Origin of the sequence: Bacillus sp. JJ722, assembly GCF_036963345.1 — a bacterium.
Classification (GTDB): Bacteria; Bacillota; Bacilli; order Bacillales; family DSM-1321; genus Bacillus_AD.
Map to the genome: position 1 here is coordinate 1 of NZ_JBALMO010000105.1, position 24036 is coordinate 24036.

A 24036-nucleotide genomic window follows, 5' to 3' on the forward strand; every position below is an offset into this window, starting at 1 on the left:
ACTATAAATAGTATTTTGCTACCATATTGTGATGTCAGATTTCTGACTCATACTCCCTCTTTGCTTTTGTATGTACACCCCTAACTCGTACATACAATTTAGAGATATCCCTTGACTATCTCTAAGAAATAGTGAACCAGCCGCTTTGTGATAGCGACTGGTATTTTTTTGTGATTAAACAGAAAAAGCAGCCGCACAATGCGACTGCTTCTCTTCATGTTATGCTGTTTCTTCTGTTGAAAACTTACTATATGATTTTTTAAACTTCAATCCAAAGTAAGATAATGTTCCAAGTAAGAACAAGACGATAAATCCGCCAAGTATTGCTGCATTTGACCACATGTAGCTAAAGTCCCCACTAGTAATTACCGCTTTAAATCCTGACACTGTATATGTCATCGGTAAGAAAGCGTTAAAGAACTGTAATGGAGTTGGAATTAACTCAAGTGGGAATGTTCCTGCACTTGTTGTTAATTGAAGAATTAAGATAATAATCGCCATGAAACGTCCTGGATTTCCAAAGCATGTAACAAAGAACTGTATGAGTGTAATGAACACTAAGCTTGTTATAATACTAAATAGAAGGAATAACGGAACGCTTTGCACTTCGATTTTTAATCCTAACAACAAGATAGCTGCAGCAATTAATGCTTGAATGATACCAATAATCGCCAACACACCAAACTTACTTGCAAACCAACTAAATGCATTTTTCGGAATAACAGCTGGTTCAACCATAGGATATAGAATTGAAAGCATCAACGCTCCAACAAACAATCCAAGCGATAAGAAGTATGGTGCGAATCCTGTACCATAGTTAGGAACATGATCCATTATTTCTTTATCAACAGCCAATGGTTGTGACATCATATCAGATGTTTTCTCTGTTGTATGCAATTTCGAGCTATCATCCGCTGCACCGCCTAGCTCTGTTTTGAATTGTTCTGTACCTTCTTGAACTTTTCCGGCACCGTCTGCTAATTCGTTAGCACCCGCAGATATTTTACTTGTTCCATCTGCTAATTGGTTTGAGCCATCAGCTAATTGGCTAGCACCGCCTGAAAGTGCTTGTAAGCCAAGATTTAAATCTTGTGCACCTTTAGCAGCTTCACTATTCTTAACGCCGTATTGGTTCATACCTGCTACTAATTTATTTTGACCAACTTGTAGATCATTTAGACCGTTTGCTAATGTTCCAGCTCCACTATTTAATTTACCTAAACCTTGGTGTAACTCTGTTACCTTACTACTAAGGTTATTAAGACCATTCGTCACTTCTTTTGAACCTGCATATAAGTCATTTGCACCTGATTTAGCTGCATTAACATTATTAGCTAATACTGTACTTCCATTAGCTACTTGATTACTAACTGCTGCTAATGATTTACTACTTGCCACAACTTCTTGGCTACCGGCTGATACTTGTTGACTACCTTTAACAAGTTGAGACACAGCACCTGATAGCTGCTGTTGTACCTCTGGTGGAAGCGCTGATAAATTACTTTGTAATTGCTGTAAGCCATCTTGTAAATTCTTTTCTCCCTCTGCTACAGTGCCTACACCATTTGATAGTTTATTTACATTTTCTGATATACTTTTTGCTCCTGCTGAAACAGACTGAGCCCCTTCTGCTAATTCAGGTATATTCTGATTCAAATCTGCTAAACCACTTGTAATTTTTGCTGAACCAGCTTGAAGGTTTTTAGCTCCATTTACCATCTCATTCGTACCCGTATAAGCCTTATTCATCTCTGCACTTAGTTCTTTGCTTCCAGGGGTAAGCGTATCAATACCAGCTTTTATATCTGATCCACCTGTTTGTAATTCTCCAAACTTACCATTCAACTGACCTATACCACTAGCAACTCTTTGAGATCCATCGCTTGCTTTTCCGATATTTTCATACAATGTGTCATAACCGCTTTTGAACTGAATTTGACTAGCAGCAAGTGTAGCAAGCGATTCCTTCATCGCTTTATTCCCATCACTTACTTTTGAAGCACCATCATTCAATTCGCCTGCTTTATCACTTGCATCTTTATAACCATCAGACATCTTTTCCATTGCGACGAAAATAGTGTCTGAATATGTTTTAATAATGTTTTCTGAAACGCCTGCTTTAATTTTTTCAATAGCCGTTTCACCGATTTGTGCTGATAAGAAGTTATAACCTTCATTTGGAACATACTTCAATTCAAGCTTCTTCGGATTATCATCAAGAATCGTCGTTGCATTTTTCGAGAAATCTTTTGGAATTTCAACAAGCATATAATAATCTTGATTTTTCAAGTTCTTATATCCTTCTTCTTTGTCAACAAAGATAAAGTTAAATGTCTTATCTTTCTTTAAATTCTTTACCAACTCATCTCCTATTTCAAGATGTTCCCCTTCGAAAGTCGCGCCTTGATCTTCGTTAACAATAGCAACTGGTAGATCCTCTAATTTATCGTATGGGTCCCAGAATGCCCATAGAAACATACCTGCATATAAAATTGGTATTAACATTACACCAATTATAGGAATGAGAAGTGCTTTATTTGTAAAAATCGACTTCCATTCCCCCAAAAATGATTTACCTTTCATAGTTCCCCTCCGTGAATAACTGACCGTTTTGTTCACTTGGTCATTTTAGTGTTAAAAATGAGGACTATCAATGAATTTGAATTGATAATCCTTTAAGGATGAAATGCTGAAATAATTTAGCAATTTCTTCTTTCTCTAATGATTCATGATTTTTTTCCCAATCAAAAATCAATGCTTTGTACATCTTATACATTAAGAAAGAAGACACCTCAGAATTATAGACTGTTATTTCTCCTTTACTGACGGCGAGATCTACTTTTTCTTTAATGTGTGCGACAATGGCTAATTCTATTTGATTTACCATTTCAGCTACAGCTGGCGTTCCCATTTCTCGCTCTTCTTCAAACAGCTTCATCATAAATTGATGCTTCGTGCGATATTCAAGAATTTCATTAAGTGCTGAATGCAAGTTTTCGTGAAAACTTTTATCATCTTTAATACTATTCTCTGCCGCACGTTTAATCTCTAGAATAAGCGAATGAACGATTTCTTGAAAAAGTTGTTCTTTATTTGTGAAAAAGTTATAAATCGTTCCTTTTCCAACGTTTGCTAGTTTAGCAACTTGATCCATTGTTGTAGCTTTATAACCAAATAGTGAAAATGATTTTGTCGCTGCATCTACGATAAGTTGCTTGCGATCAATGGCCATTCAATCACCTCTACATTTCCTTATGTAGCACAAAATGACCAAATGACTAATACGGTCACAATGTACAAATAGCAATATATCACATCTATTTTTAATTGTAAAACATTTTTTATTTAAATCATAAAAAAGCTACCCTTATTATATACAGGTAGCTTTATGAATCATTCATTTATTTTCGCATGTTCTCTTAATACAACAGTCGCCATTGCATCAATGAAATCTTCATGTGCATTTGGCATTGGTGGACGATAATAAGAGGTGTTACATCTTTCTGTCACTACTTTACATTCATAATCATTGTCATAAAGAACTTCCAAATGTTCCGATACAAATCCTACAGGTAAATACATGAAAGCTTTATAACCATGTTCATCATATAAATTTTGAGTTAAATCCTGCACATCAGGGCCCAGCCAAGGCTCAGGAGTATTACCTGCACTTTGCCAACCCATTTCCCAATTGGCAATATTTGCTCCTTGTGCGATTAACTCTCCTGTTTTTCGTATTTGTTCAGGATATGGGTCTTGATGTAAAAGGATCTTTTCAGGCAAACTATGAGCTGACACAATCATTACCATATTATTACGTTCTTCTTCACTCATTGACTGAACCGTTTCTTGTACACGATCTACCCAATAATTTATAAACTTCGGCTCATCATACCAGCTTTCTACACATGTGATGTGCGGTCCACCGATCTTTGCCGCTTGTTCTAAAGCACGACCATTATAAGATTTCACGCTAAATGTAGAGAAATGCGGCGCTAGAACAATACTTACCGCTTCTTCAATGCCATCCTCCTTCATTTGTGTAACAGCATCTTCAACAAAAGGTTCTATATGTTTTAATCCAAGATAAGATATAAATTCCACTTCATCTTGAATAGTATTCAATCTTTGCTCTAACGCTTTTGCTTGTTCCTCTGTAATTGCTGCTAGCGGAGAAATACCACCAATTGCCTCATACCGGTCCTTTAAATCTTGTAACATTTCATCAGAAGGTTTTCGTCCTCTTCTAATATGCGTATAATAACGCTCTATATCATCTTCTCGATATGGAGTTCCATAAGCCATAACTAATAAGCCAATTTTCTTCTTCACTGCTATTCATCCACCTTCGTTAATAATGGTTACTGTCATTTTGTATTATGATTTGTCAATTATTTATTTCGATGCTGAATAAGTATGAATGAATTCCGTTAATTTCTTCAATGTGTCCGGGTTCACTTCTGGGAATACGCCATGTCCTAAGTTAAAAATATAACCAGGTTGTTCCATACCTTGATCAAGAATAGCCTTCGCTCTTTCTTCAATTACTTCCCAAGGAGCTAGTAATATAGCAGGGTCTAGGTTTCCTTGTACGGCCTTTGTGATTCCCATCACGCGCGCTTCTGAAATAGGCATTCTCCAATCTAAGCCCACAACATCTAGCGGAAGATCATGCCATTCTAAAGCTAGATGACTAGCACCTACACCGAACATAATTAAAGGTACATTTTCTTCTTTTAAGCTGGTAAAAATACGATTCATCGTCGGCTTAATAAATATGCGATAATCTGCTACATTTAAAGCACCTACCCATGAATCAAAGATTTGAATAGCTTTTGCACCCGCTTTTATTTGTGCTTTTACATACGTAATTGTCATTTCAGCCAGCTTATCCATCAGTGCAAACCATGCTTTTGGTTCAGCATACATAAAAGCTTTTGTTTTGTTATAATTTTTAGAAGGACCACCTTCAATCATATAAGAAGCTAGCGTGAACGGTGCTCCGGCAAATCCAATAAGCGGAACATTCAATTGTTCCTCTGTTAATAATTTAATCGTATCGAGCACGTAAGGAACATCTTCTTCAGGTGTGATTTCTCCAAGTTTCTCAACATCTGCAAGTGAAGTAATGCGATTAGAAATTACTGGACCAATCCCAGATTTTATCTCTACATCTACTCCTATCGCGGGAAGTGGAGACATAATATCTTTATAGAGAATTGCAGCATCGACATTATATTGTTCCACTGGAAGTCTTGTTACATAAGCACAGAGTTCAGGTTGATGTGTAATTTCAAATAAAGAATATTTCTCTTTAATTTTGCGGTATTCAGGTTGTGAGCGGCCTGCCTGTCTCATAAACCATGCTGGCACATAATCTGTTTGTTCGCCTCTTGCAGCTTTTAAAAATGTATCGTTAAAATCCTTAACCATCTTACATCCACCTTTCGAACTGTGATATTTCTATTTTTGTATATCAATCGTATAACTCTATAGCTCATATGTCTTTTTTGTCTGAAATCATTTAGTATAATGTACATAGATTTATGTAACACCCTTTTTTAGGGCATATGATTTCAATATATCCTTTTCAACCTCGATTGTATAGATGATGTAGTTAATTGTCGAAAAAATACCTTTTTTTCCAGCATTACACTCTATCATTAATAAGAATTGAAATTTTTTAAGGAGTGAATCAAATGAATATTTATATTACATCAGGTACCTTCGAATATTTACGTCAAGTTAAGTTACAAAATAGTAATGAAAAACTGATTCTTTTACACAATGCAGATAAAACGCTTTTATTACAAGAAGCGAATGATACTACACTTTTTAAACATCCACGAAAATATGAAATCGTTGATGGAATGGGCGACTTAGAACAAGAAGGTTTCATTGTTATGAACAACATACCAGTAGCTGAGGAAAGCCGTCCTGTTTTTGAGCATATGTTCAAAAATCGCGCAGGTAAAGTGGAAAATCAGCCAGGATTTCAAGCCATTCGAATCTTAAGACCTATTGGCTCTGAAACCTATATAATTCTAACACAATGGCAGAACGAAAGCGCATTCAATGCTTGGCAATCATCAAAATCATTCAAAGATGCACATAGTCAAAAATCAAGTAAAGCTTATTCAAACAGTTCACAAAAAATTTTCTCTGGGGAAGCATTTGTATCGAAATATTTTGTTCCTACTTTCAAAGAAGATTAAACAGTATAGCTTTATGGTTCCTAGCACCAAAAAAAAATCTCCCTCATATTCTGTATTAGAAATTCGGGCACTCGCCTAACTTCAGAATAAGGGAGGTTTTTTTATGGGAGTTGAACTAACACTCATACACTGGGTTTACGTTGCTTTCATTATTGGGATTATTACGCTTATGGTGATGAGAAGAGATACATCTCTCATCTGTATTATAGGTATTTTCACGATTGCTGTTTTAGCAACGAATAACTTGACGAGCTCGATAAGTGGTGTTTTTAATAGTTTTATTTACGCCATTTCAGAATTGCTACCAACGATCTTAATTATTTCAATTATTGTGTCCATGAGCAAAGTCTTAACAGATACGGGGATTAACGATGTAATGGTTGCACCTTTCACAAAATTCATGAAAACCCCAGCACTTAGCTTTTGGACAATTGGGATTGTCATGATGGTTACCTCTTGGTTCTTCTGGCCCTCACCTGGTGTTGCACTAATTGGAGCGGTTCTTCTCCCAGTAGCCATTCGGGTAGGTTTGCCCGCACTAGGAGCGGCTATTGCGATGAATTTATTCGGACATGGCATTGCATTATCTGGCGATTTCATCATCCAAGCAGCGCCAAAGCTGACCGGTGATGCAGCTGGCATTCCTGTTGGAGATGTTATTTCTGCCAGTATTCCACTTGTTATAACAATGGGACTCGTCACAACCATCACAGCCTTTTGGTTCCTTAGACGAGATATGAAAAGAAATAAATTTACTTCTAATATGAGCATGACCCACATCAACACTCCCACTCCAAAGCAAACACTCCTAACCAACACTCAAAAGAAATGGTTTGCCTTTCTCATTCCGTTTTTATTCGCGTTAGATGTAGTTGGCATGTTTGTTCTTGACCTTCAAGGTGGAGATGCAACAGCATTAATCGGAGGAACTGCTATCTTTATTCTTATTCTTCTTACCATGGTGGCTCATCGAAACAAAGGACTTGAGAAAACCACACAATATTTAATTGATGGCTTCCAATTTGGATTTAAAGTATTCGGACCTGTCATTCCAATCGCAGCTTTCTTTTATTTAGGTGATGCAGGCTTCACCAAAATCATTGGTGAGTATTTACCACAAGCTTCTCACGGTATTGTAAATGATTTAGGTACAGCTCTTGCTGGGACCGTTCCTTTAACGAAAGAAATCGCCGCTGTAACATTAACAATTGTAGGTGGTATCACTGGACTAGATGGGTCAGGATTTTCCGGAATATCTCTTGCTGGGTCTGTAGCACATCTTTTCGCCGAATCTTTATCTTCAGGTATTGCAACACTAACAGCTTTAGGACAAATTGCAGCTATATGGGTTGGAGGCGGAACACTTCCGCCCATAAAAGACATGAATATAAAACAAAAGAGCACAACGTGTATAAGTGATGCTGGAACATCCTTATACCGTCCGCCTACTCTCGATAGGCAAACACTTGCTGTACTCATGTGATAATTTTACATGATGTACGTTTCTTAAGCAATGTTTGCTATCAGGCAGCATTGCTTTTTTGTTTCCACAAGGAGACGAGTATTCATGAAGAAGCGTATAGATGTAATAGCTGGAGAAACAGCATATAAAAACTTATCATCATTTACTGAATTAGAAGAACTAAATAAAACAGTTAGATCATATAGAGACGTTATTAGCACGTCTGTTAAGCGTTTAGATGTACAAGCTAGACTAATTACATTACTTGAGCTTTTAAAACGTCATAGCTGCAAGAATTTAGGCGTGAGCTACATGTATAAAAATACGATTGCAGACAAGCTAGAAGTTTCTTATAAGACTGTACAAAGATTAATGAAGAAATTAGAAGACTTAGGCATGATCCGTCAGGTAGCAATGAAACGAAATAAAGATATGAGACAAACGGCTAATGCTATTCAAATTCTTCCAATGAATGAAGTGTCCGACAAGACCCCTTCTAAAAAGAGTGGAAAGTGTCCGACCATTAAAACAACTACTACTTTAAAACAAAAGATTAAAAACATACGTAAGGTAGAAGTATCTGCTATTAGCGAAAATAGTGTGGATAACAATGTGAATAACACAATCGAATTTTATGACTACACGTATGTTTCATCAAACGTACCAAAATTATTTATTGATACTGTAAGACCTTTCTTTAATGATGCTACAGACATTTATCGTTTATGGAGTCGTTTGAAATTAGCTGCTAGGAAATCAAAGGTAGATGCTCTGGATTATGTGGACAGCTTTGTTAAATCATTCAAAGAAGCTATTTTAAACGTGAAGAAAAAACGTAATAGAAATGATGTTGTGGGCTACATTTACGGTGCATGGAGAAATACTGCTGCTGAATTAGCACGTAAAGGAAATGGTATTTATAACTGGTTGGAAGAATAAAGATACTACCTCTTATAGTTCCTATTCTAATAAAGTGCTGGTTAGTGTAATAAGGCTTACACTAGGCAATATGTATATTTACAGTCAGGGCGTGAGAAAGTAAGAGTGAGGTGAATTTATGAAGATTAGAATTAATATTTTATTGGTTGCGTTTATCTTTTTTATTCCTTTTACTAATGTATGTGCCGAAAAACCTTCGAACTACAAAGTAAAAAAAGAAATATATGCTACTTCACAAGACATATTCATCGATATGTTAAGTCCGTATATTCTTAAAGCTGTTCGAGATGAATGTGGAGATAAGACTACTTTCTCAGTAGGAAGAGTTCGTAAAATCTCTTTAATAGTTGACCATACTGGTAAAGAATCAAAACGATGGTATGAAGTAGAACTAACTCTTAAAACCATAGATCCAAGTAAAGGTGAAACAGTGTGGGGAATTGACTCCGCCACATTTAAAATCGATACTAAAACATATTTTGGCCATTCTGAAATAAATAGAACAAGTTTAGAAGGTGTAGATATTGTATTGATGAACTATACGCACCATCACGATACTAAGACAAGTGAGTATAAAAATCTATAATTATATCCCTTTAGGAAACAAAATAGCCCTAAGTAGTATAGCTACCTGGTGGCTGAATAGTGGTAAAACTGTATGCTATAAATTTGGAGATAGCAACAACTTAATTGTAAAGCTAGGTATGATTTACTGTAAATACAAAAGAAAATCCCATAAGCATTCCGTCCTGGAAGACGAACTTATGGGCTAAGCGTTGGGTATACTAACTCATAGCTAGTATCTCCCTTTTAATAATAAATTTAAATAAGAGAATAGTAAGAGGTATTGTTACCCCTTATTCACATCATACTCTAAAATGGGAATAAATGTAAAAATTTTAACTAAAATAGTAATAAAACCAACAATCCTAATACCAGAGTAATACAAGCTACAGCTCCTAGTTTTGATTGTTTAATTATCCGTTCATCATTTGTACGTAAATATTCAAAAAATGTCAGAGTGAAGTAAAAGCATAATATAGTAAAAACAACAATTCCAAATATCACAAACTTAGTCACCTAATCACCACTCTTTTTAATAAAATTATACATTATTTTCAAATTCACATACTATACTATACCGTAATTCTTAATAATAGATTGGGTCTATAATTACTTATTTTATCTTCACACTAAATCCACGCTTCACTAATTCCATAAATAATTTATTCCTGTCATCGTTAGTTAAATCACTAACGACTAGCTTTCTTTCCTCACCCATAAGTAATTCAATCGCTCGTGGTTTATTTGGATCTCGTCTAAGAAAACCTTTATTTGTTAGTTTACGTAAATGCTCTTGTACTGTCGATGAAGATGCTAATCCCGTTCCATCCGCAATCTCTCGTACAGTTGGTGGAAATCCATGATGATTAGTGTATTCCTCAATAAACCCTAAAATCTCTTGTTGTCTTTTTCCTAAAGGTTTCAATGGTGTCATCTCATTTCTCTTTGTTAGTTTAAATTGCATTAAGAAACATTTCTCTTTCCGATTGGTCCTGATGAAAGGATATTATCAATCTTAAATATACGTTCAGCTTTCCTTAAATGACAAAAAGCCTTGATAGATGTTTTGTTCATCGCTATCACCGTGATAATACGTCTTGTTACATTACCATGTCTGTCAATGTAATAAATCATAATTGGAGATACTGTTTATTTAGAAATTCAAAATTAGATTTATTCTGGAATAAGTGAAACTTTAAACTTACTGAAACCATTTTCTTGTAAAATTTTATTAATTATATTGTCTATTTCTTGTTTAGTTTTTTCACCTTTATATTCATTTTTTGAAATAGGTATAGTCATTTCATTTTGTTTATCATTTTCACCAAGAGAATACATGATTATTCCAGTAGATTTATAGTTTTTATTTTTTAATTCTTTTGAAATTAAATCTATTACCTTTTTGTTTTCCATTTCATCTAAAGTTTTATTAGCATAAGCATTTGAAAAGCTTGTATTTTCTACAGTTTTATCAATGTTTGTTTCTTTTGTTGTGAACTTGTTTCCTACATAGACCACAAGACCAATAGCTAATACTGATGTTAATATCATTAAAATTTTTTTTCTCATATAAAACTCCTTTAATATTAGGTGGTTTTTTAATAATATATGTTTTCATATGAGAAAAAAGAAGATAAATATCTTAGTTTGAAATATTTAACGAGCAATAGTTAAGATTAGAACTGACATAAGTCGGTTCTTTTTCATCATTATATAGGAACATTTGTTCTGAAATAAACCTAAAAAAAGATAATTCCTCTTGAAAACGAGAACGAACGTTCTTATAATTACTTATGAACAGAACACTCGTTTGTATAATTATCAAGAAAATAACATAAGATAAAAATTAAAAGGATGGATTAGAATGGCTTATCGAGACCGTGGAATGATGAAGTGGCAAGGGTTTGTGTTAACAGAGCACAACGAGGATATGAATTATCATAATCGTAAAAAGACAGCTCCCATCTTCTTAGATGAACAATCTCTAGAACTATTCAATGAAATGTTACTTCTATCTCACCAAAATCAAACATCTATCAGAATAGAGTACGCTAACCATCTTAACCCTTATGAGATAGTAAAACATTCTACGGGATATGTCTGGAAGTATGACGCAATTCTTAAAGGTATATATTTAAAAGACACGGAGGGAATTAAAGGTGAATTTATTCCTATTACAGAAATCCGTTCTATATCAGAGGTTGACAGCTATGGAATTTGATGTTTCTAAGTTACCACGCAGAGATATATTGTGTGTCGATATGAAGGCATTTTTTGCATCAGTGGAATGCATTAAGCGTAACTTAGATCCGTTGACTACTTTTCTAGTTGTAATTGGAAAGAAAGACCGACTAGGATCTGTTGTATTAGCATCCTCACCAGCCGTAAAAAAAGAGTTCGGGATTAAAACAGGTAATCGTCTCTATGAAATTCCAAATGACTCACGTATTATTTTAGCCGAGCCTAGTATGAAACTTTATTTGCATGTTAATCGCATCATCCAGGACATTTTCAGACGGTATGTAAGTAATGATGACCTTCATATCTATTCAATTGATGAGTCATTCCTTGATGTAACTGCATCTAGGAAACTATTTGGTGACAAGTTCACAATAGCTAAACAAATTAGACAGGATATTGAAAGAGAATTAAGACTTTGTGCAACAATCGGAATTGGAGACAATCCCCTTCTTGCTAAACTTTGTCTCGATAATGAAGCGAAAAAACGACCTGGTGGAATCGCTTATTGGAGTTATGAAGATGTTCCTAATACTGTTTGGAAAATTAAAACCCTAACGGATATGTGGGGAATTGGACCACGAACTGCAAGAACATTGAATAGGATGGGTATTTGTACGGTGTCTGGGCTTGCAAAATATGATGTTAAATCATTGAAGAGAAGGCTTGGAGTAATGGGTGAACAACTCTATTATCATGCATGGGGTGTGGATTTTAGCCGTATAAGTGATAAAGTTCAACCACGAGAAAAAAGCTATGGTAAGAGCCAAATACTATTACGAGATTATAAAGACGCGCATGAAATAGAAACTGTTATATGTGAGATGGCTGACGATGTTGCAGCACGCTTACGGAAGCATAAGGTTGTTGGTGAAGTAGTTCATCTATCTGTGGGATTCAGTAAAGACGAGTTTGGAAGAGGATTTTCACAACAAATGAAACTAGAAACACCTACTGATCTAACCAGTCGAATTACAGAAGTCTGTCTTACTATTTTTCGTAATCGATTCAATGGACATATTGTACGCTCAATTGGTATTTCAGTCGGGAAAATTTCATCTAAAACGAACATGCAGCTTAATCTTTTTTCAGATACAGAGAAAATACAAAAAGAAGAAGCTTTAGATGCAACTATTGATAGTATTAGAAACAAGTTTGGAAAAACAGCTATATTGAAAGCATCTTCTTATGCTAATGGAGGCACTGCACTTAAACGTGCTGGGCTGGTTGGTGGACATCAAGGATAATAATAATTAATCAAAAAAATAAGCCCATCCAACCGGACGGGCTTTGCACTAAGTTGTCTCATGGTCTGATAATCAAGAGAACATTTATATTATGTCTTGTCTCGCTGAATTTATACATTTATTTACCAACAATTAATCCACGATCATGTGCAACGTATAAAAGAGCAATAGCATCACTCACTGTCATTTCACCTTTTAAGAATTGTTCACGATGCTCTTTGCTGATGCCGTTTTCCTTTTCTGATAATCGTAGTAGCATCCTTGCTACAGATTGTTTCATGCTTTCGTTTGATGGATTGAATTTCATATCTTCATCTTCCTTTCCTGTTTCATCATCGATTAATTCGGGAATAAAATTGATATTAAGTTTTGGGCGTTTACCTCGTTGTAGATCAGTTAGAGTAAGACCGCCCATCATTTCAAGGTGTGGGTAATCCTTAAATCCTTTCCAATCTCCACCCCAGGCAAAGCCAAGCGATTTACCGATTGCTGCAACACGTTTATATTTGGCGTTTACCTCATAGTAAACCTCACTGGCATCATCGTTACACAATACAAAATCTATGGCCAAACCGTAATTGTGATTTGAACTACCTGGCTTTGCGTTTGATACAATTGATTCATCTGGATCACCGTAGTTTTTACCTTTGTAGTAATATGATTGACGACCTTTACCATAGATTCTAGCTTGTTCTTCCATGCTACGATAACCATCGGTAACGAGTACGTTAATTCCTTCTTTATGTGCGCGCTTAATCATTTCAATGGCTGATGCCAGGACAACTGAGTGTACAGTACCCATACGTTTTGTAGATTTATCGATTAATGTTTGTAGTGTCATCTTTTTCAGCTCTTTCTTCTTTATTTAACACTTCGATTTTTTCAGTTACAACGGACGGTAATTCTACACCAATAGCTCCTAAGTTCTCTAAAATGCTTCCTGCTTCTTTGTATAAAAACAATGCTAAGGTGAAGCCTGTTAGATAATAATTAAGACCAAGAGCATAGTCTAACGACAATACAAATGTTATCGCGAGAAGCTCACCGACCCAACGGATAATACCGTTACGCATAGTTGCTGATTTGTAACCGCCATTCTTCCATGTTTTTAAAAGTCCTGTGGAAAAGTCTAAAGCTTTTGAGAGCAAATAAAACAGAATCATTACCGTAATATATTTAGGTAACAGAGTTAATAATGGATGTTCTAACATGTTATGTCCCCCTTAATTTTGGCCATAAAAAATACACCTACTATTGTGGTGTTGTTGGCGCAATCATCTTGACTGTATTTTTATTGATAATGAAATCACCTAAATTGATTACTAGAATCCTAGGATCGTTCAGCTGTGTTGCAAGCTCTGCTGCATTGTAGTTTTCTATATTCGCAGTTATTGTTATTCCGTCATGTAATGAAATTTGAACATTCATTAATAACTCCTCCTCCCTATACAGGTTTAAACCTTGCAGTTCGTCCATTAACTGTTACATCCATAGATAAATCACTGTCAAACGACACTGACACGCTTTGGTCACTTCGTGTTGCTACAACACCATCAACTCCACCATGAAACGCAACCGTGGCATAAAAGTTTACATAGTTTGAGGCATATATATCTAACCTATCACCATTCGCTGATAAATAAGTAGAATCGTTGAAAATTAATGATTTTGAGCTATTCCACGAACTATCTCCAAGTCTAATTTCATTACCTACCTGAATATTATCCGATGTAACTTCTCCTCTTAACGCAATACGTCTAGCTTCGATTTCTACGCTATAAGCTGTTTGGTTTATAAGTGAGGAAATCGTATCACCGTTATAATCTGTTTGAGATACTTTTGATTGTATTTGGTCAGCTTGAATAACTAATTGTGCTTCAGCATCTCCGACACGTTCATCTACACGCTGTACAGATAATTCGATTTGATCTGCTTTTAATTCCACCTTAGAGATAGATTCGTCTACACGTTCAACCTCTAATGTAATTCGGTCATTCGTTTGTTCAAACTTTGAACGCGTTTCTTTCTTATTTTCATCAATTTCAATCTTTGTTTGAGTAAGAATATCACTTAATGTCTGTTTCACATTAGAAAGTGTTACCACGCTTGGTTTGTTACTAAATGGATAGGATTTTATAGATGTAACATAACTTAAAAATTCAATTCCCATTGGTTCGTATATCGTCCATATACCATCATCTATTCCAACATCCATGCCGAGAGTTATAGCATCAATATCGATAGATACTTCTGGAACATCGTTTATTTCTTGTTTTAATCTCTCAATCATAGATTCTGATGTTGTAATTTTTTCATTTTCTATATCATCTCCCCAACGCTCTCCATATAAGGAAGCATTAGGAGATTTATATATGACCGTTAAACCATTCCCACCAATACCTTTGACACAAGTTGTAAGATTGGTGGTGTCTACTAATTTTTTTAACGTTTTTATATTATGTTTATATCGGAATTGCTCATCTTTATCCAAACCGACACGTTTTCCTACTTTTAAGTGACGATTAGGACAAATCTTAATACTGCAATCAAATGAATCACATGCTGATCTAATTAAAGCTAGAACGTTACTATTCCCGAAGTTCGGCAACAATGTAGATTGAATAGTACCAACTATTTCAAATGTCCATCCCGTTCCACTTAGCAACCATGTGAATACTTCGTTTGCAGTTCTTGTTCCACCAAAAATGTCATCCTTTTTTGAATCTATTAAATCAAAAAAGATATGTTGTGCAATAACAGTCTTTCTATTTCGTACCTCATCCATCTTCTTCACACAAAATTCATGCCCGTCGTATTCCACTACTGATTCATTTTCAAGTAATGGATAACTATGAGAATTTCGCTCCGTTAAAAAAGAAGTAAAACTGATTGTAAAGTCTTCTTTTATTACCTCTTGAATTTCTACATTTTGTACATCTGTTAAGGCTTCTGTATTTCCTTGTAAGTCAGTCACTACAAGCAAGTTATCACCTTCTTTATAAATAAAAAATACACCTCAATGGGTGCTGTTTACATGCCTTCGAATAACGGATTGTGGTTAGCTGATATATCGAAACCTCCTACATAGCAGCTACCGCCGGGGTTTTCGCTTCTGTATACGACCGTAACCCTATCTCCTACTCCTACAGAAGTAGATAACACAACAACTTGTTCTGCCATGCTATTTATCAATTGTTCATCTCTTGTGTATCCATTTATTTGAACCCCTACATATCCGTAGTAAGAAGAATACTGAACTGACGCCCTAACTTGTATATAAATGCTTCCTGATAAATTAGAGTTGAAATCTTTATAAGATTGGAATGTCGTAGAAGTAGTTGCACGCCATGCGTTAAAACCACCTATTATAACATAGCCAGTAGAAACGCTTCCTATTTTTTCAATGTTGGCTACTTTACCAGCTAACGCTTGTAATCCTTCTGTACCAGTCGCCGAAACACCTTTAGCAGTAAGGTTTGACGCCAACGTATTCTTAATCGTTTGCGTTTTGTTCATTAATTGGGCTTGTGTATCGTTTGGTAATAATGGACTGCCAACAACATTCGCCCATTTTTTCTTAATGTCATTGGCTAATAACTTTACCTCATTTAAAGCTTTCATGGTAGGTGCTTCTGTTTCGCTAACACTGTTCGTGTCGTTTGATAACTGTACATGACCTTTACTTGTTGTTGTCGCTTTTTCGTTCTTATGCGACTCAAAATCTGTTGAATCTACTTTGTTACTTACATCCGTAATAAACCCACTGTCATTTGTTAATTCACTGGTTTTACTTGGAATAGTCGGTGTGTCATCTAAGGAGTTATAACTTTTCTCTGATAACCCAGATAGAGTGTGGTTATGATTTCCTTCTGCAACTGTTCCAGCTTCACTACCAAATTCCTTATTAAAAGCTGTATTCTTTTCAATCCTAGGTTCGGCCCCAATATCTCCTGCAACCAAAACAACATTCCCATCCACATTCGGAGACTTTCCATTTACCGATGAAACGCTACCCTCACCGTCAATTCCTCTTTGTGCCACTAAAACCCAAAACTCATTTAATTTAATAGGTAAGGTTGGTGGTGTGTTTCCTGTGGTATCTTTCAACGCTTGAAACGATGAACCGTTATACTCCACAATATTATTTTTCTTATACGCTGTGGTAGCATCATAGCTTCCGATGTTTTCTAAGCCTTCTACATTCGGCAAAATAGGTGTTAACTCATTTACTAAATCTGTAGCATTCTGTGTAGCTTCATTCGCTTTTGTCGTTGCCTCTGTAGCTTTGTCCGTTGCTTTATTTGCTTCCTGTGTAGCATTGACCACATTTATTTTTAACTCACCTAAATTGGACACTTCTAGGTTGGCATTTGTTGCAGCTTCGTCCGCTAATATTGCTTTCTCATTTGCATAATCTCCTTTTTCTTCAGCATAAAGAGCTTTCTGGTTAGCTAGTATCGCTTTTTCATTAGCATTAGTTGCCGATGTATCTGCCAGTGCTGCTTTTTCGGTAGCTAATAATGTAGCTGTTTTCGCTTCTACAATTTTTTGATTCATTTGCTGAATTAAAGCATGAATTTCGTCTATGTTAAAGCTTTCAACCTGCATCCGCAATTCCTTTATTTCTTTTAGTAACTCTTGTTTCACTTGGTCAGTAAGGTTTTCTGCTTCAGCAACCATTGATTCTAACTTTGCAAAATTCCAATTCAAATCATCTCGATAACCTCTGTTCAAGTGATTCCCAATGGTTCTCATGACTGTCATTCAATCACCGCCTTAGAAATAATAAAAACGGAAGTCAAAAGTGATAAGAAAATCACTAGCTCCCGTTAGTTCAAAATCATTCCACCCTGGTTTGAGTGTTATTAACTTTTTATTCGTACTCTTAAGTATGCTTTGACCATTTTTTAACGACTTTACGCCATCTAATGTAATCGTATCATTTATACTACTTGTACCACTATAGGACCAATCATCACCTGTGCTTAGATTTTTGATAGTTAATCTATCTGAAACACCTTGGTATTTTATTAGTAATGGTAACTCTCTTGGATCTATTTCAATATCTGAGCCATTCCAAATTCTAAATGATGATGTATTGTGCACATACACTAAATCTTCTGATATAACACCTTGTCCCACTTGCCATAGTTCAGAATCAAAGGTAAATGGGTTAAGTGTTGTACCATATGACTCGCAAAACGTTGAAGACGATTTAAATTCAATGTCTACAGCTGCAGACAAAGGATTCAATCTGTCTGGTGTATACATTGTAGATGTTTTAACCCTCCAACGTTTTCCCGGTTCATACTTATTTATAAGGAAGAAAGTTGTTCGCGCATCAAACAACTTAAACACTTCAGCTATAAGCAAAAAATAATCATATATATCTTTCCCTTCAAGTAAGAATTTTACCCTTATTGTTCTACCTCCAAATGTAGTACCTAAATCTAAGTAACCGTTACGACCTTCGATTTCTTCTGTAAAATGTTTTGGTGAAGGTGAACTTGGAGTAAAATTTAAAGGTATTAATCCGATACTAGCAAGATCATACCTCACACCTTCAAGAGTTTCTATGCAAATCATTTTTTTACACCACTCATTCTTAAACGTGAATTGTATCTATGATTTAATTCTAGCTCTACTATATCTACCATTTCCATCGCATCTTGAATCGGCGTATTGCCTTGATAGTTTAAAACAACATTAATCGGTGTATTGTTCGTTATATTAGAACGAGTCGCACCTGTCATGTTACCAATGACAACCTCACTCATAGCACCTTTTACAATAGCATGTAAGTCTTCAAGTGCCCCAACAAACTCAGGACGTTTTTCACCAACCCCAATAATTTGCGGACCATAGAAAATACCACCTTTGTCGTACCAATCTACACCAATTTTAGGCACAGATGGAGGTTTCAAACTAAAATCACCACTAATACTAAAATGAGGAAGTTTTAATTTTGGTAATTTCCAATCAAAATCCATAATATCTTTGATCTTTTCTATTGCTGTGTTTACAGCATCTTTTGCAGCATTTATGGGTTTTGAAATAGCATTTTTAATACTGTTCCATATCGATGTTGTTGTCGATTTAATACTGTTCCACACACTATTAATAGTGGTTTTCATTGCATTTGTTACAGATGTAACAGTAGATTTAATACTGTTCCATATGCTAGTAAATGTTGATTTTATGGAGTTTAAAATGGATGTTAAAGAAGACTTAATGCTATTCCATATTGATGTAGCTGAACTTTTCAATGTGTTCCATACATTCAGTACAGTAGTTTTGATACCATTCCAAATAGTTGTAAATGTGCTTTTTATAGCATTCAGTGTAGATGTAAAAAATGCTTTTATTCCATTCCAAATTGTTGTTGCAGATGTTTTTAATCCATTCCAAACTGTTTCTACTACAGATTTGATAGCATTCCAAATTGTCGTGAACGTTGTCTTTATAGCATTAAGTGTGCTAGTAAAGAAAGTTTTAATACCTTCCCATATTGTTGTTGCAGACATCTTCATAGCATTCCAAACTGTTTCTACTACAGTCTTTATCGCATTCCATATAGTAGTAAACAACAGCTTATATGCATTTAAGACTGTTGTGAAATACAATTTAATTCCATCCCAAATTGTTACAGCAATGGACTTAATCCCTTCCCACATTCCTGATAAGAAGGAGCTAATCCCATTCCAAACACTTTCTGTAGTGGATTTAATACCTTCCCATGTTGATGAAAAAAATGCCTTTATTCCTTCCCATATCGAACTACAAAGTGACACTATTCCTTCCCATGCTCCACTTAAAAATGATGTAATGCTTTCCCACATGGAAGATGTAACTGACTTAATCGCTTCCCATGCAGCTGATATGGTACTTTTTATGGCTTCCCATGCTATAGATGCATATTCTTTTATTTCATCCCAGTTTTTATAGAGGGCTATTCCTATAGCTATGAGTGCAGATATAGCAGCGATTACACCGGCAATCGGAAGCGCAATCCCAGCTATACCAGCCATTAATGGTGTTGCGGCCGCTGTTATTGCGAGAAAGACGGGAGACAAAGCAATACCTATACTAACTAAGGTTCCAATCGCCATTACAACAGCAGTGATAGTAGCTGCCAATTTAGGGTTGTTCGACACCCATTCAGCAATTTTAGCTATTACCTCTGCAATAGTAGTAAGTATAGGTTCCATCGCAACCTTTAAATCCGCAAATGCTTTTCTCATTGTTACTGTAGGATCTTTATCTAATTTCGATGTAGATTCATTCAATTCGTCTTGACTAGTCTTTAAATCCACAGTTGCACCTTTTGCATTAAGTAAAGTATCAATGATGTTTTGTCCTTGATCTTCATACATCGTACCGAATATAGCAACACCTAATTCGTTCCGCTTTGTTTGGTCTTCCACATTCATTAAAGCTTTGGCCACTTCAACCATCGCTGCAGAACCTTCTTCGCCACCTTTGGCAACAGCTTGACCCCATTCTTGCATTTGTTGGGCCGAAATTTCTGTACCTTTTAAAACATCCTGCATGGCCTTAGGGACTTCCGTGCCAAATTCAACTAAACGAATTCGTCCCTCTTTAAGACCATCCAAAAGATTATCTATATTCCAAGTGCCAGTCTCAATACCAGCAGCCATAATACCTTGAATTTCTTGTGCGTCAAATCCAGCTCTTTGAAGTTGTCCACCATATTCTGCAATAATATCTAGTTGTTCTGGCGGAAATCCTACTCTCAAAAGTGAATCTGTAAGCCCCAGTGCTTCTTCGTTGGAAATCTTTAATTCACTAGCAATTTCATTTGTCTCTTGAATTAATTCATTGAAATCTATTCCAGAATAAGCAGTTGCTATTGTAGCTGCACCTTTCACAACTGCTGCATTTGATTCATCAGAAGCATCCTTATTAAGTGCCCATTGTCTTCGAACACCTTCTAATGCTGCTTCTGCATCTACACCATAAGCTGATACAGTATTTATTGCTTCCTTAACTGATTGTTGAGAGGACTCAGGTACTTCCATAGATATTTCAATTTTCGTATCTAAAGTAGATGTATCTAATGCTGTACTGATAGCAGCAGCAATACCACCACCAGCTGCAAGACCTGCTGCAACGTCTTGTAGTTCCATGCCAAATCCATTGACATCAGCACCAGCTTTTTGTGCTTCTTTTGAAACTTCTGCTAGGTCTTTCCGTACAGATTTTAAAGATGCACCATCGTCTGCAGATTTTAAAGCAATTTTTAATTTATCTAGATCAATACTTGCACCTAATGCAGCTTGTCCAATTTTCTCTATCGCTGTATCAAGTTGTTTACTTGAAGCCGTACCATTCTTAATCGCATTTACAAGTTCACTTCCCAATGTACTTGATAATTGTTCGGCACTCAAATCAGTTGCTTTAAGCAGAGTTTCAAGTTGACGAGATTTGTCCTCCATCTCCTTGTGTGCTTCTGCTGTATTATTCAGCTGATTCTTTAGCTTATTAAGCGTATTCTCTGTTGAGATAACTTCACGTTGAAAAGCCCTATACTGTTCAACACCAATATCACCATTTTGGAATTGTGCTTCGACTTGGGCTTGAGCTTGTCTTAAAGTCTCTAACTTATTTGATGTATTTTCAACCTGATTAGCTAATATTTCTTGTTTCTGTGCGACAAGTTCTGCATTCCCTGGATCAAACTTTAATAATCTTTCAACTTGCCTTAATTCACCCTGTAAATCTCGGCTTTTCTTATTAACGTCAGAGAGTGCTTTGTCCAAAGGACCTGTATTACCACCAATTTCTATTGTAATACCTTTGATACCTTTAGCCATGTGACACCTCCTTGCCAAATCGTTCTCGTAATTTGCTTCTTTCTGGTTTTGTTTGCTCGATTCTATAAGCGTTATTTAAATATTCTTGTCCTTGCTCGGTTTTATTCATTTTCGCTATAAAGGCATCACGTCTTAATTGCAGATAATAGATAAAATCAAGTTGCTCCACTTCCAAAATTGAAATACTAGTATATTGAGATACAAGATGTTCCCAATGTGTTGTTACCGAATAATTATGTCCCCCACTATTCTCTATTGGATAGTAAGGGAGCGTTAGTTTTTTACATTAGATATTCCTTGTACAAATTTCATATACTCAGCAAAGAACACTGTTACATCTTCTAGATCAAACATCTCTGATAAATAATCACTGGTGATTTTAACACTGCCTTTGTTACGAGACATTAAATCTGCACACATATCATACAAGAGGGCTAACTGTTCTTTTCCTAGATCATTTCCACTAGTAAATAACTCTTTATTTTCTAGCAATGAATCTAACTGCCTCTTAGTCGGTGTTCCAACCATGATTGATTTACCATCTGTAAATTTAATTGTTAAATGTTTCTTGTTCACTTTATTAAAATCTAATGTAGACATACATAATCCTCCTAAAAGTAAAATAAAAACGAGGCTCTAAGGCCTCGCTCTAGGTAAATATTCAATTCATTAACCTCCAGGTGTTACAACTGGAATCTCCTCTTGATATCTAATTAAAGTACCTTCATCATCATGCGGCTTCGCTTTAAACTCAGCATCAATAATCGTTTCTTTATCTTTGGCAAATGCAAGAGTAAATCCAGCTTGGTTTGTTCCAACGATAGTTACACGAATATCTCCATCAGCAGGATCCTCATGCAAGAAATGAATTACATATGATTTACCATTCTGATTTCCAGCCCCACCTATTTTTACTGTTCTAATTCCTGTTTCCGAATCATCTGTCACACGAGCAGTGGAACTTAAAATGGCTAATGTTTTTCCATTAAAGGTTAGAACACCACTTTTAAAAGTTACTTCTTCTTCAGTTAATATTTCTTTGGATACCATCCCTAAATCATCTTTAGCCGTATAAAAACTAGGCTTATATTCTAAAGTAGCACCACCTGATATATATCCTAATCGATTTTGTTCGGTTTCAATCGCTGTGTTTTCAGGGATTGTTCCTGTATATTCCATATAAAATAATTTCCCACTACCAAGTGTGATTTTGTCTTTGTTTTCAACAGTTTCCATTAATTATTCCTCCTCTTTTCAATAAATTCAAATTCGTATATGGTTTGAAAATGTGATTCACTTCCAATCCAATCTCTTGATTTGGTATATTCATATGCTTTTTTTTCTAGTAAAGCTTCAATTTTTGATTCTGCTACTTTATCAATTGATTCACTATACAATTCGATAAAAATTTCGTGATCGATGACTAAGTTGACCTCATCTGCACCCCTAGTTTCTGTGTTATCGAAAAATATGATGTATGGATAAGGTGGAGGTGTTAAAAATCGAACTTCTTTTACTTTATAGCCTGTTGATTCAAGCCATTCTTTAATTTCCACTGTCCCTTATAACCTCCTCTACACCTCTTTCAATTTCTTCAATAGCCTTTTCTTCGTTTTTTGTTATGTGTCCATCGCCTTCATAACGTCCACCGTCACGCAAAGCATGACCATTATTCAATAAATGAGCTAAACGATAATGAGGAGCTTTCACATACCATTGCTGCGTACGATGTAGTGGCCCATCAAAAACAACTCTGCTAGAAATAGCTTTCTTGTACTTCCCTTTTCTACGTCCAACAGGAGCATCTTTTTTTGTATTTTCGACCAAACGCTCCATCGTTTTATCTACTTTTTCCTTTATACCTTCTGTTATTTCTTTATTGTATCTAGACAATTCATTAGCGATTGCGTCTGCTAAGTCAGAAACATCTGTATAGTTCCCTTTAGACACGGCGCCCAGCTCCTAACAATTTTACAGTCTTATGCAAATACATATAATCGTCATAATCTTTCACATCATAGAACACACCATTAAATTTTACGCGATATAATTGTGTACTTAATTCAATTGCTGCAACCAATTTGTTATATCGAACCTCAAAAACAGTTTCTACTTTCGATTGAACAGCCCCACTACCCATGTACTCGGACCCTTTTGCTTTATTAACCTTTGCATGGCATTTTAGCAGCAAGGACCAAACCTCAGTGTCTTCATCCATTTCCCAAATTTCAATCGGTATCTTAAACACCATGTTCAGCACGCCTCATTTCCATTTTGATTTGCAATGAAAAATCGGTTATTAATCTTCTAATACTTCCACTTACCTTGTCATTGAGATCATGGTTATCGTAGAGATCAGATATGACTATTAAAGCCATATCTTTCACTCTAGAATCATCTTTAGGATAATTTTCTCCTAATGAACCAATAAAATATTTATCTGCTGTTTTGATATGTCGTTCAATATTTCTTTGAGTGGCAGCATCATCGAAGTCTATTCCTAAATAATCTTTAGCTTCCTCATATGTTACTGGCAA

At 35.6% G+C, this 24036-nt stretch carries 26 protein-coding genes; 6 read left to right on the forward strand and 20 right to left on the reverse strand.

Translation table 11 applies throughout. The annotated features are described in order from the left end of the window. Window positions 1-219: 219 nt before the first annotated feature. The 4 genes from V7014_RS13935 to hemE all read right to left on the reverse strand — a co-directional run bounded on the left by V7014_RS13935 (window position 220) and on the right by hemE (window position 5433). Complete coding sequence (locus V7014_RS13935) at window positions 220-2583, reverse strand: YhgE/Pip domain-containing protein (RefSeq protein ID WP_335508053.1); 2364 nt, start codon at window positions 2581-2583, stop codon at window positions 220-222. 67 nt (window positions 2584-2650) lie between these two features. Further along, window positions 2651-3232 carry a TetR/AcrR family transcriptional regulator gene (locus tag V7014_RS13940; protein WP_335508054.1) on the reverse strand — a complete coding sequence of 194 codons (582 nt, stop codon included), beginning with the start codon at window positions 3230-3232 and terminating at the stop codon, window positions 2651-2653. A gap of 161 nt (window positions 3233-3393) precedes the next feature. Then, complete coding sequence (hemH, locus tag V7014_RS13945) at window positions 3394-4332, reverse strand: ferrochelatase (RefSeq protein ID WP_335508055.1); 939 nt, start codon at window positions 4330-4332, stop codon at window positions 3394-3396. A 63-nt stretch (window positions 4333-4395) separates the two neighbouring features. Continuing rightward, entirely contained in the window at window positions 4396-5433 is a 1038-nt protein-coding gene (hemE, locus tag V7014_RS13950; protein WP_335508056.1) for a uroporphyrinogen decarboxylase, read from the reverse strand. 266 nt (window positions 5434-5699) lie between these two features. Here hemE and V7014_RS13955 point away from each other — a divergent pair, with 266 nt between their 5' ends. The 4 genes from V7014_RS13955 (at window position 5700) to V7014_RS13970 (ending at window position 9202) form a co-directional block, all read left to right on the forward strand. Continuing rightward, window positions 5700-6215 (forward strand): antibiotic biosynthesis monooxygenase family protein, encoded by a 516-nt coding sequence (locus tag V7014_RS13955; RefSeq protein ID WP_335508057.1) that lies wholly within the window; start codon window positions 5700-5702, stop codon window positions 6213-6215. Window positions 6216-6318: 103 nt separating this feature from the next. Further along, the gene (locus V7014_RS13960) at window positions 6319-7698 is read left to right on the forward strand and encodes a hypothetical protein (protein WP_335508058.1); all 1380 of its coding nucleotides are present in this window, start codon (window positions 6319-6321) and stop codon (window positions 7696-7698) included. 84 nt (window positions 7699-7782) lie between these two features. After that, entirely contained in the window at window positions 7783-8616 is an 834-nt protein-coding gene (locus V7014_RS13965) for a helix-turn-helix domain-containing protein (protein WP_335508059.1), read from the forward strand. A 118-nt stretch (window positions 8617-8734) separates the two neighbouring features. Beyond that, window positions 8735-9202 (forward strand): DUF3888 domain-containing protein, encoded by a 468-nt coding sequence (locus V7014_RS13970; RefSeq protein WP_335508060.1) that lies wholly within the window; start codon window positions 8735-8737, stop codon window positions 9200-9202. 591 nt (window positions 9203-9793) lie between these two features. On the opposite strand, the gene V7014_RS13975 is transcribed toward V7014_RS13970, so the two are convergent. Both V7014_RS13975 and V7014_RS13980 read right to left on the reverse strand, forming a co-directional pair. Beyond that, window positions 9794-10144 (reverse strand): helix-turn-helix domain-containing protein, encoded by a 351-nt coding sequence (locus V7014_RS13975; protein ID WP_335508061.1) that lies wholly within the window; start codon window positions 10142-10144, stop codon window positions 9794-9796. A gap of 209 nt (window positions 10145-10353) precedes the next feature. Continuing rightward, entirely contained in the window at window positions 10354-10749 is a 396-nt protein-coding gene (locus tag V7014_RS13980; RefSeq protein WP_335508062.1) for a hypothetical protein, read from the reverse strand. Window positions 10750-11044: 295 nt separating this feature from the next. Between V7014_RS13980 and V7014_RS13985 the strand changes: the two genes are divergently transcribed. Continuing rightward, complete coding sequence (locus V7014_RS13985) at window positions 11045-11401, forward strand: YolD-like family protein (protein WP_335508063.1); 357 nt, start codon at window positions 11045-11047, stop codon at window positions 11399-11401. After that, the gene (locus V7014_RS13990; RefSeq protein ID WP_335508064.1) at window positions 11391-12665 is read left to right on the forward strand and encodes a DinB/UmuC family translesion DNA polymerase; all 1275 of its coding nucleotides are present in this window, start codon (window positions 11391-11393) and stop codon (window positions 12663-12665) included. The genes V7014_RS13985 and V7014_RS13990 overlap by 11 nt, the downstream gene beginning before the upstream one ends. Before the next feature lie 118 nt (window positions 12666-12783). On the opposite strand, the gene V7014_RS13995 is transcribed toward V7014_RS13990, so the two are convergent. The 14 genes from V7014_RS13995 to V7014_RS14060 form a co-directional block, all read right to left on the reverse strand. Further along, window positions 12784-13506: a M15 family metallopeptidase gene (locus V7014_RS13995; RefSeq protein WP_335508065.1), complete on the reverse strand. Its 723-nt coding sequence runs from the start codon at window positions 13504-13506 to the stop codon at window positions 12784-12786. Continuing rightward, on the reverse strand, window positions 13481-13876 hold the full coding sequence (locus V7014_RS14000; protein WP_335508066.1) for a phage holin family protein: 396 nt from the start codon (window positions 13874-13876) through the stop codon (window positions 13481-13483). Before V7014_RS14000 ends, V7014_RS13995 begins: the two co-directional genes overlap by 26 nt. Before the next feature lie 40 nt (window positions 13877-13916). Then, entirely contained in the window at window positions 13917-14093 is a 177-nt protein-coding gene (locus V7014_RS14005; protein WP_335508067.1) for a hypothetical protein, read from the reverse strand. A gap of 16 nt (window positions 14094-14109) precedes the next feature. Further along, on the reverse strand, window positions 14110-15639 hold the full coding sequence (locus tag V7014_RS14010) for a phage tail protein (protein ID WP_335508089.1): 1530 nt from the start codon (window positions 15637-15639) through the stop codon (window positions 14110-14112). A 56-nt stretch (window positions 15640-15695) separates the two neighbouring features. After that, window positions 15696-17429, reverse strand: a complete 1734-nt coding sequence (locus V7014_RS14015; RefSeq protein ID WP_335508068.1) for a tail fiber protein — start codon at window positions 17427-17429, stop codon at window positions 15696-15698. 12 nt (window positions 17430-17441) lie between these two features. After that, on the reverse strand, window positions 17442-18251 hold the full coding sequence (locus tag V7014_RS14020) for a phage tail family protein (protein ID WP_335508069.1): 810 nt from the start codon (window positions 18249-18251) through the stop codon (window positions 17442-17444). Next, window positions 18248-21499 (reverse strand): DUF2207 domain-containing protein, encoded by a 3252-nt coding sequence (locus tag V7014_RS14025; protein ID WP_335508070.1) that lies wholly within the window; start codon window positions 21497-21499, stop codon window positions 18248-18250. Before V7014_RS14025 ends, V7014_RS14020 begins: the two co-directional genes overlap by 4 nt. Then, window positions 21492-21674 (reverse strand): hypothetical protein, encoded by a 183-nt coding sequence (locus tag V7014_RS14030; RefSeq protein ID WP_335508071.1) that lies wholly within the window; start codon window positions 21672-21674, stop codon window positions 21492-21494. The genes V7014_RS14025 and V7014_RS14030 overlap by 8 nt, the downstream gene beginning before the upstream one ends. A 98-nt stretch (window positions 21675-21772) precedes the next feature. Continuing rightward, a complete protein-coding gene (locus V7014_RS14035) occupies window positions 21773-22099 on the reverse strand; it encodes a hypothetical protein (protein ID WP_335508072.1) in 327 nt (108 codons plus the stop codon). 69 nt (window positions 22100-22168) lie between these two features. Next, window positions 22169-22735 (reverse strand): hypothetical protein, encoded by a 567-nt coding sequence (locus V7014_RS14040; RefSeq protein WP_335508073.1) that lies wholly within the window; start codon window positions 22733-22735, stop codon window positions 22169-22171. Beyond that, a complete protein-coding gene (locus V7014_RS14045) occupies window positions 22735-23055 on the reverse strand; it encodes a hypothetical protein (RefSeq protein WP_335508074.1) in 321 nt (106 codons plus the stop codon). The genes V7014_RS14040 and V7014_RS14045 overlap by 1 nt, the downstream gene beginning before the upstream one ends. After that, window positions 23045-23449, reverse strand: a complete 405-nt coding sequence (locus V7014_RS14050; RefSeq protein ID WP_335508075.1) for an HK97 gp10 family phage protein — start codon at window positions 23447-23449, stop codon at window positions 23045-23047. The genes V7014_RS14045 and V7014_RS14050 overlap by 11 nt, the downstream gene beginning before the upstream one ends. Next, entirely contained in the window at window positions 23442-23750 is a 309-nt protein-coding gene (locus V7014_RS14055; RefSeq protein WP_335508076.1) for a phage head closure protein, read from the reverse strand. The genes V7014_RS14050 and V7014_RS14055 overlap by 8 nt, the downstream gene beginning before the upstream one ends. Next, window positions 23740-24036, reverse strand: a complete 297-nt coding sequence (locus V7014_RS14060) for a head-tail connector protein (protein WP_335508077.1) — start codon at window positions 24034-24036, stop codon at window positions 23740-23742. Before V7014_RS14060 ends, V7014_RS14055 begins: the two co-directional genes overlap by 11 nt.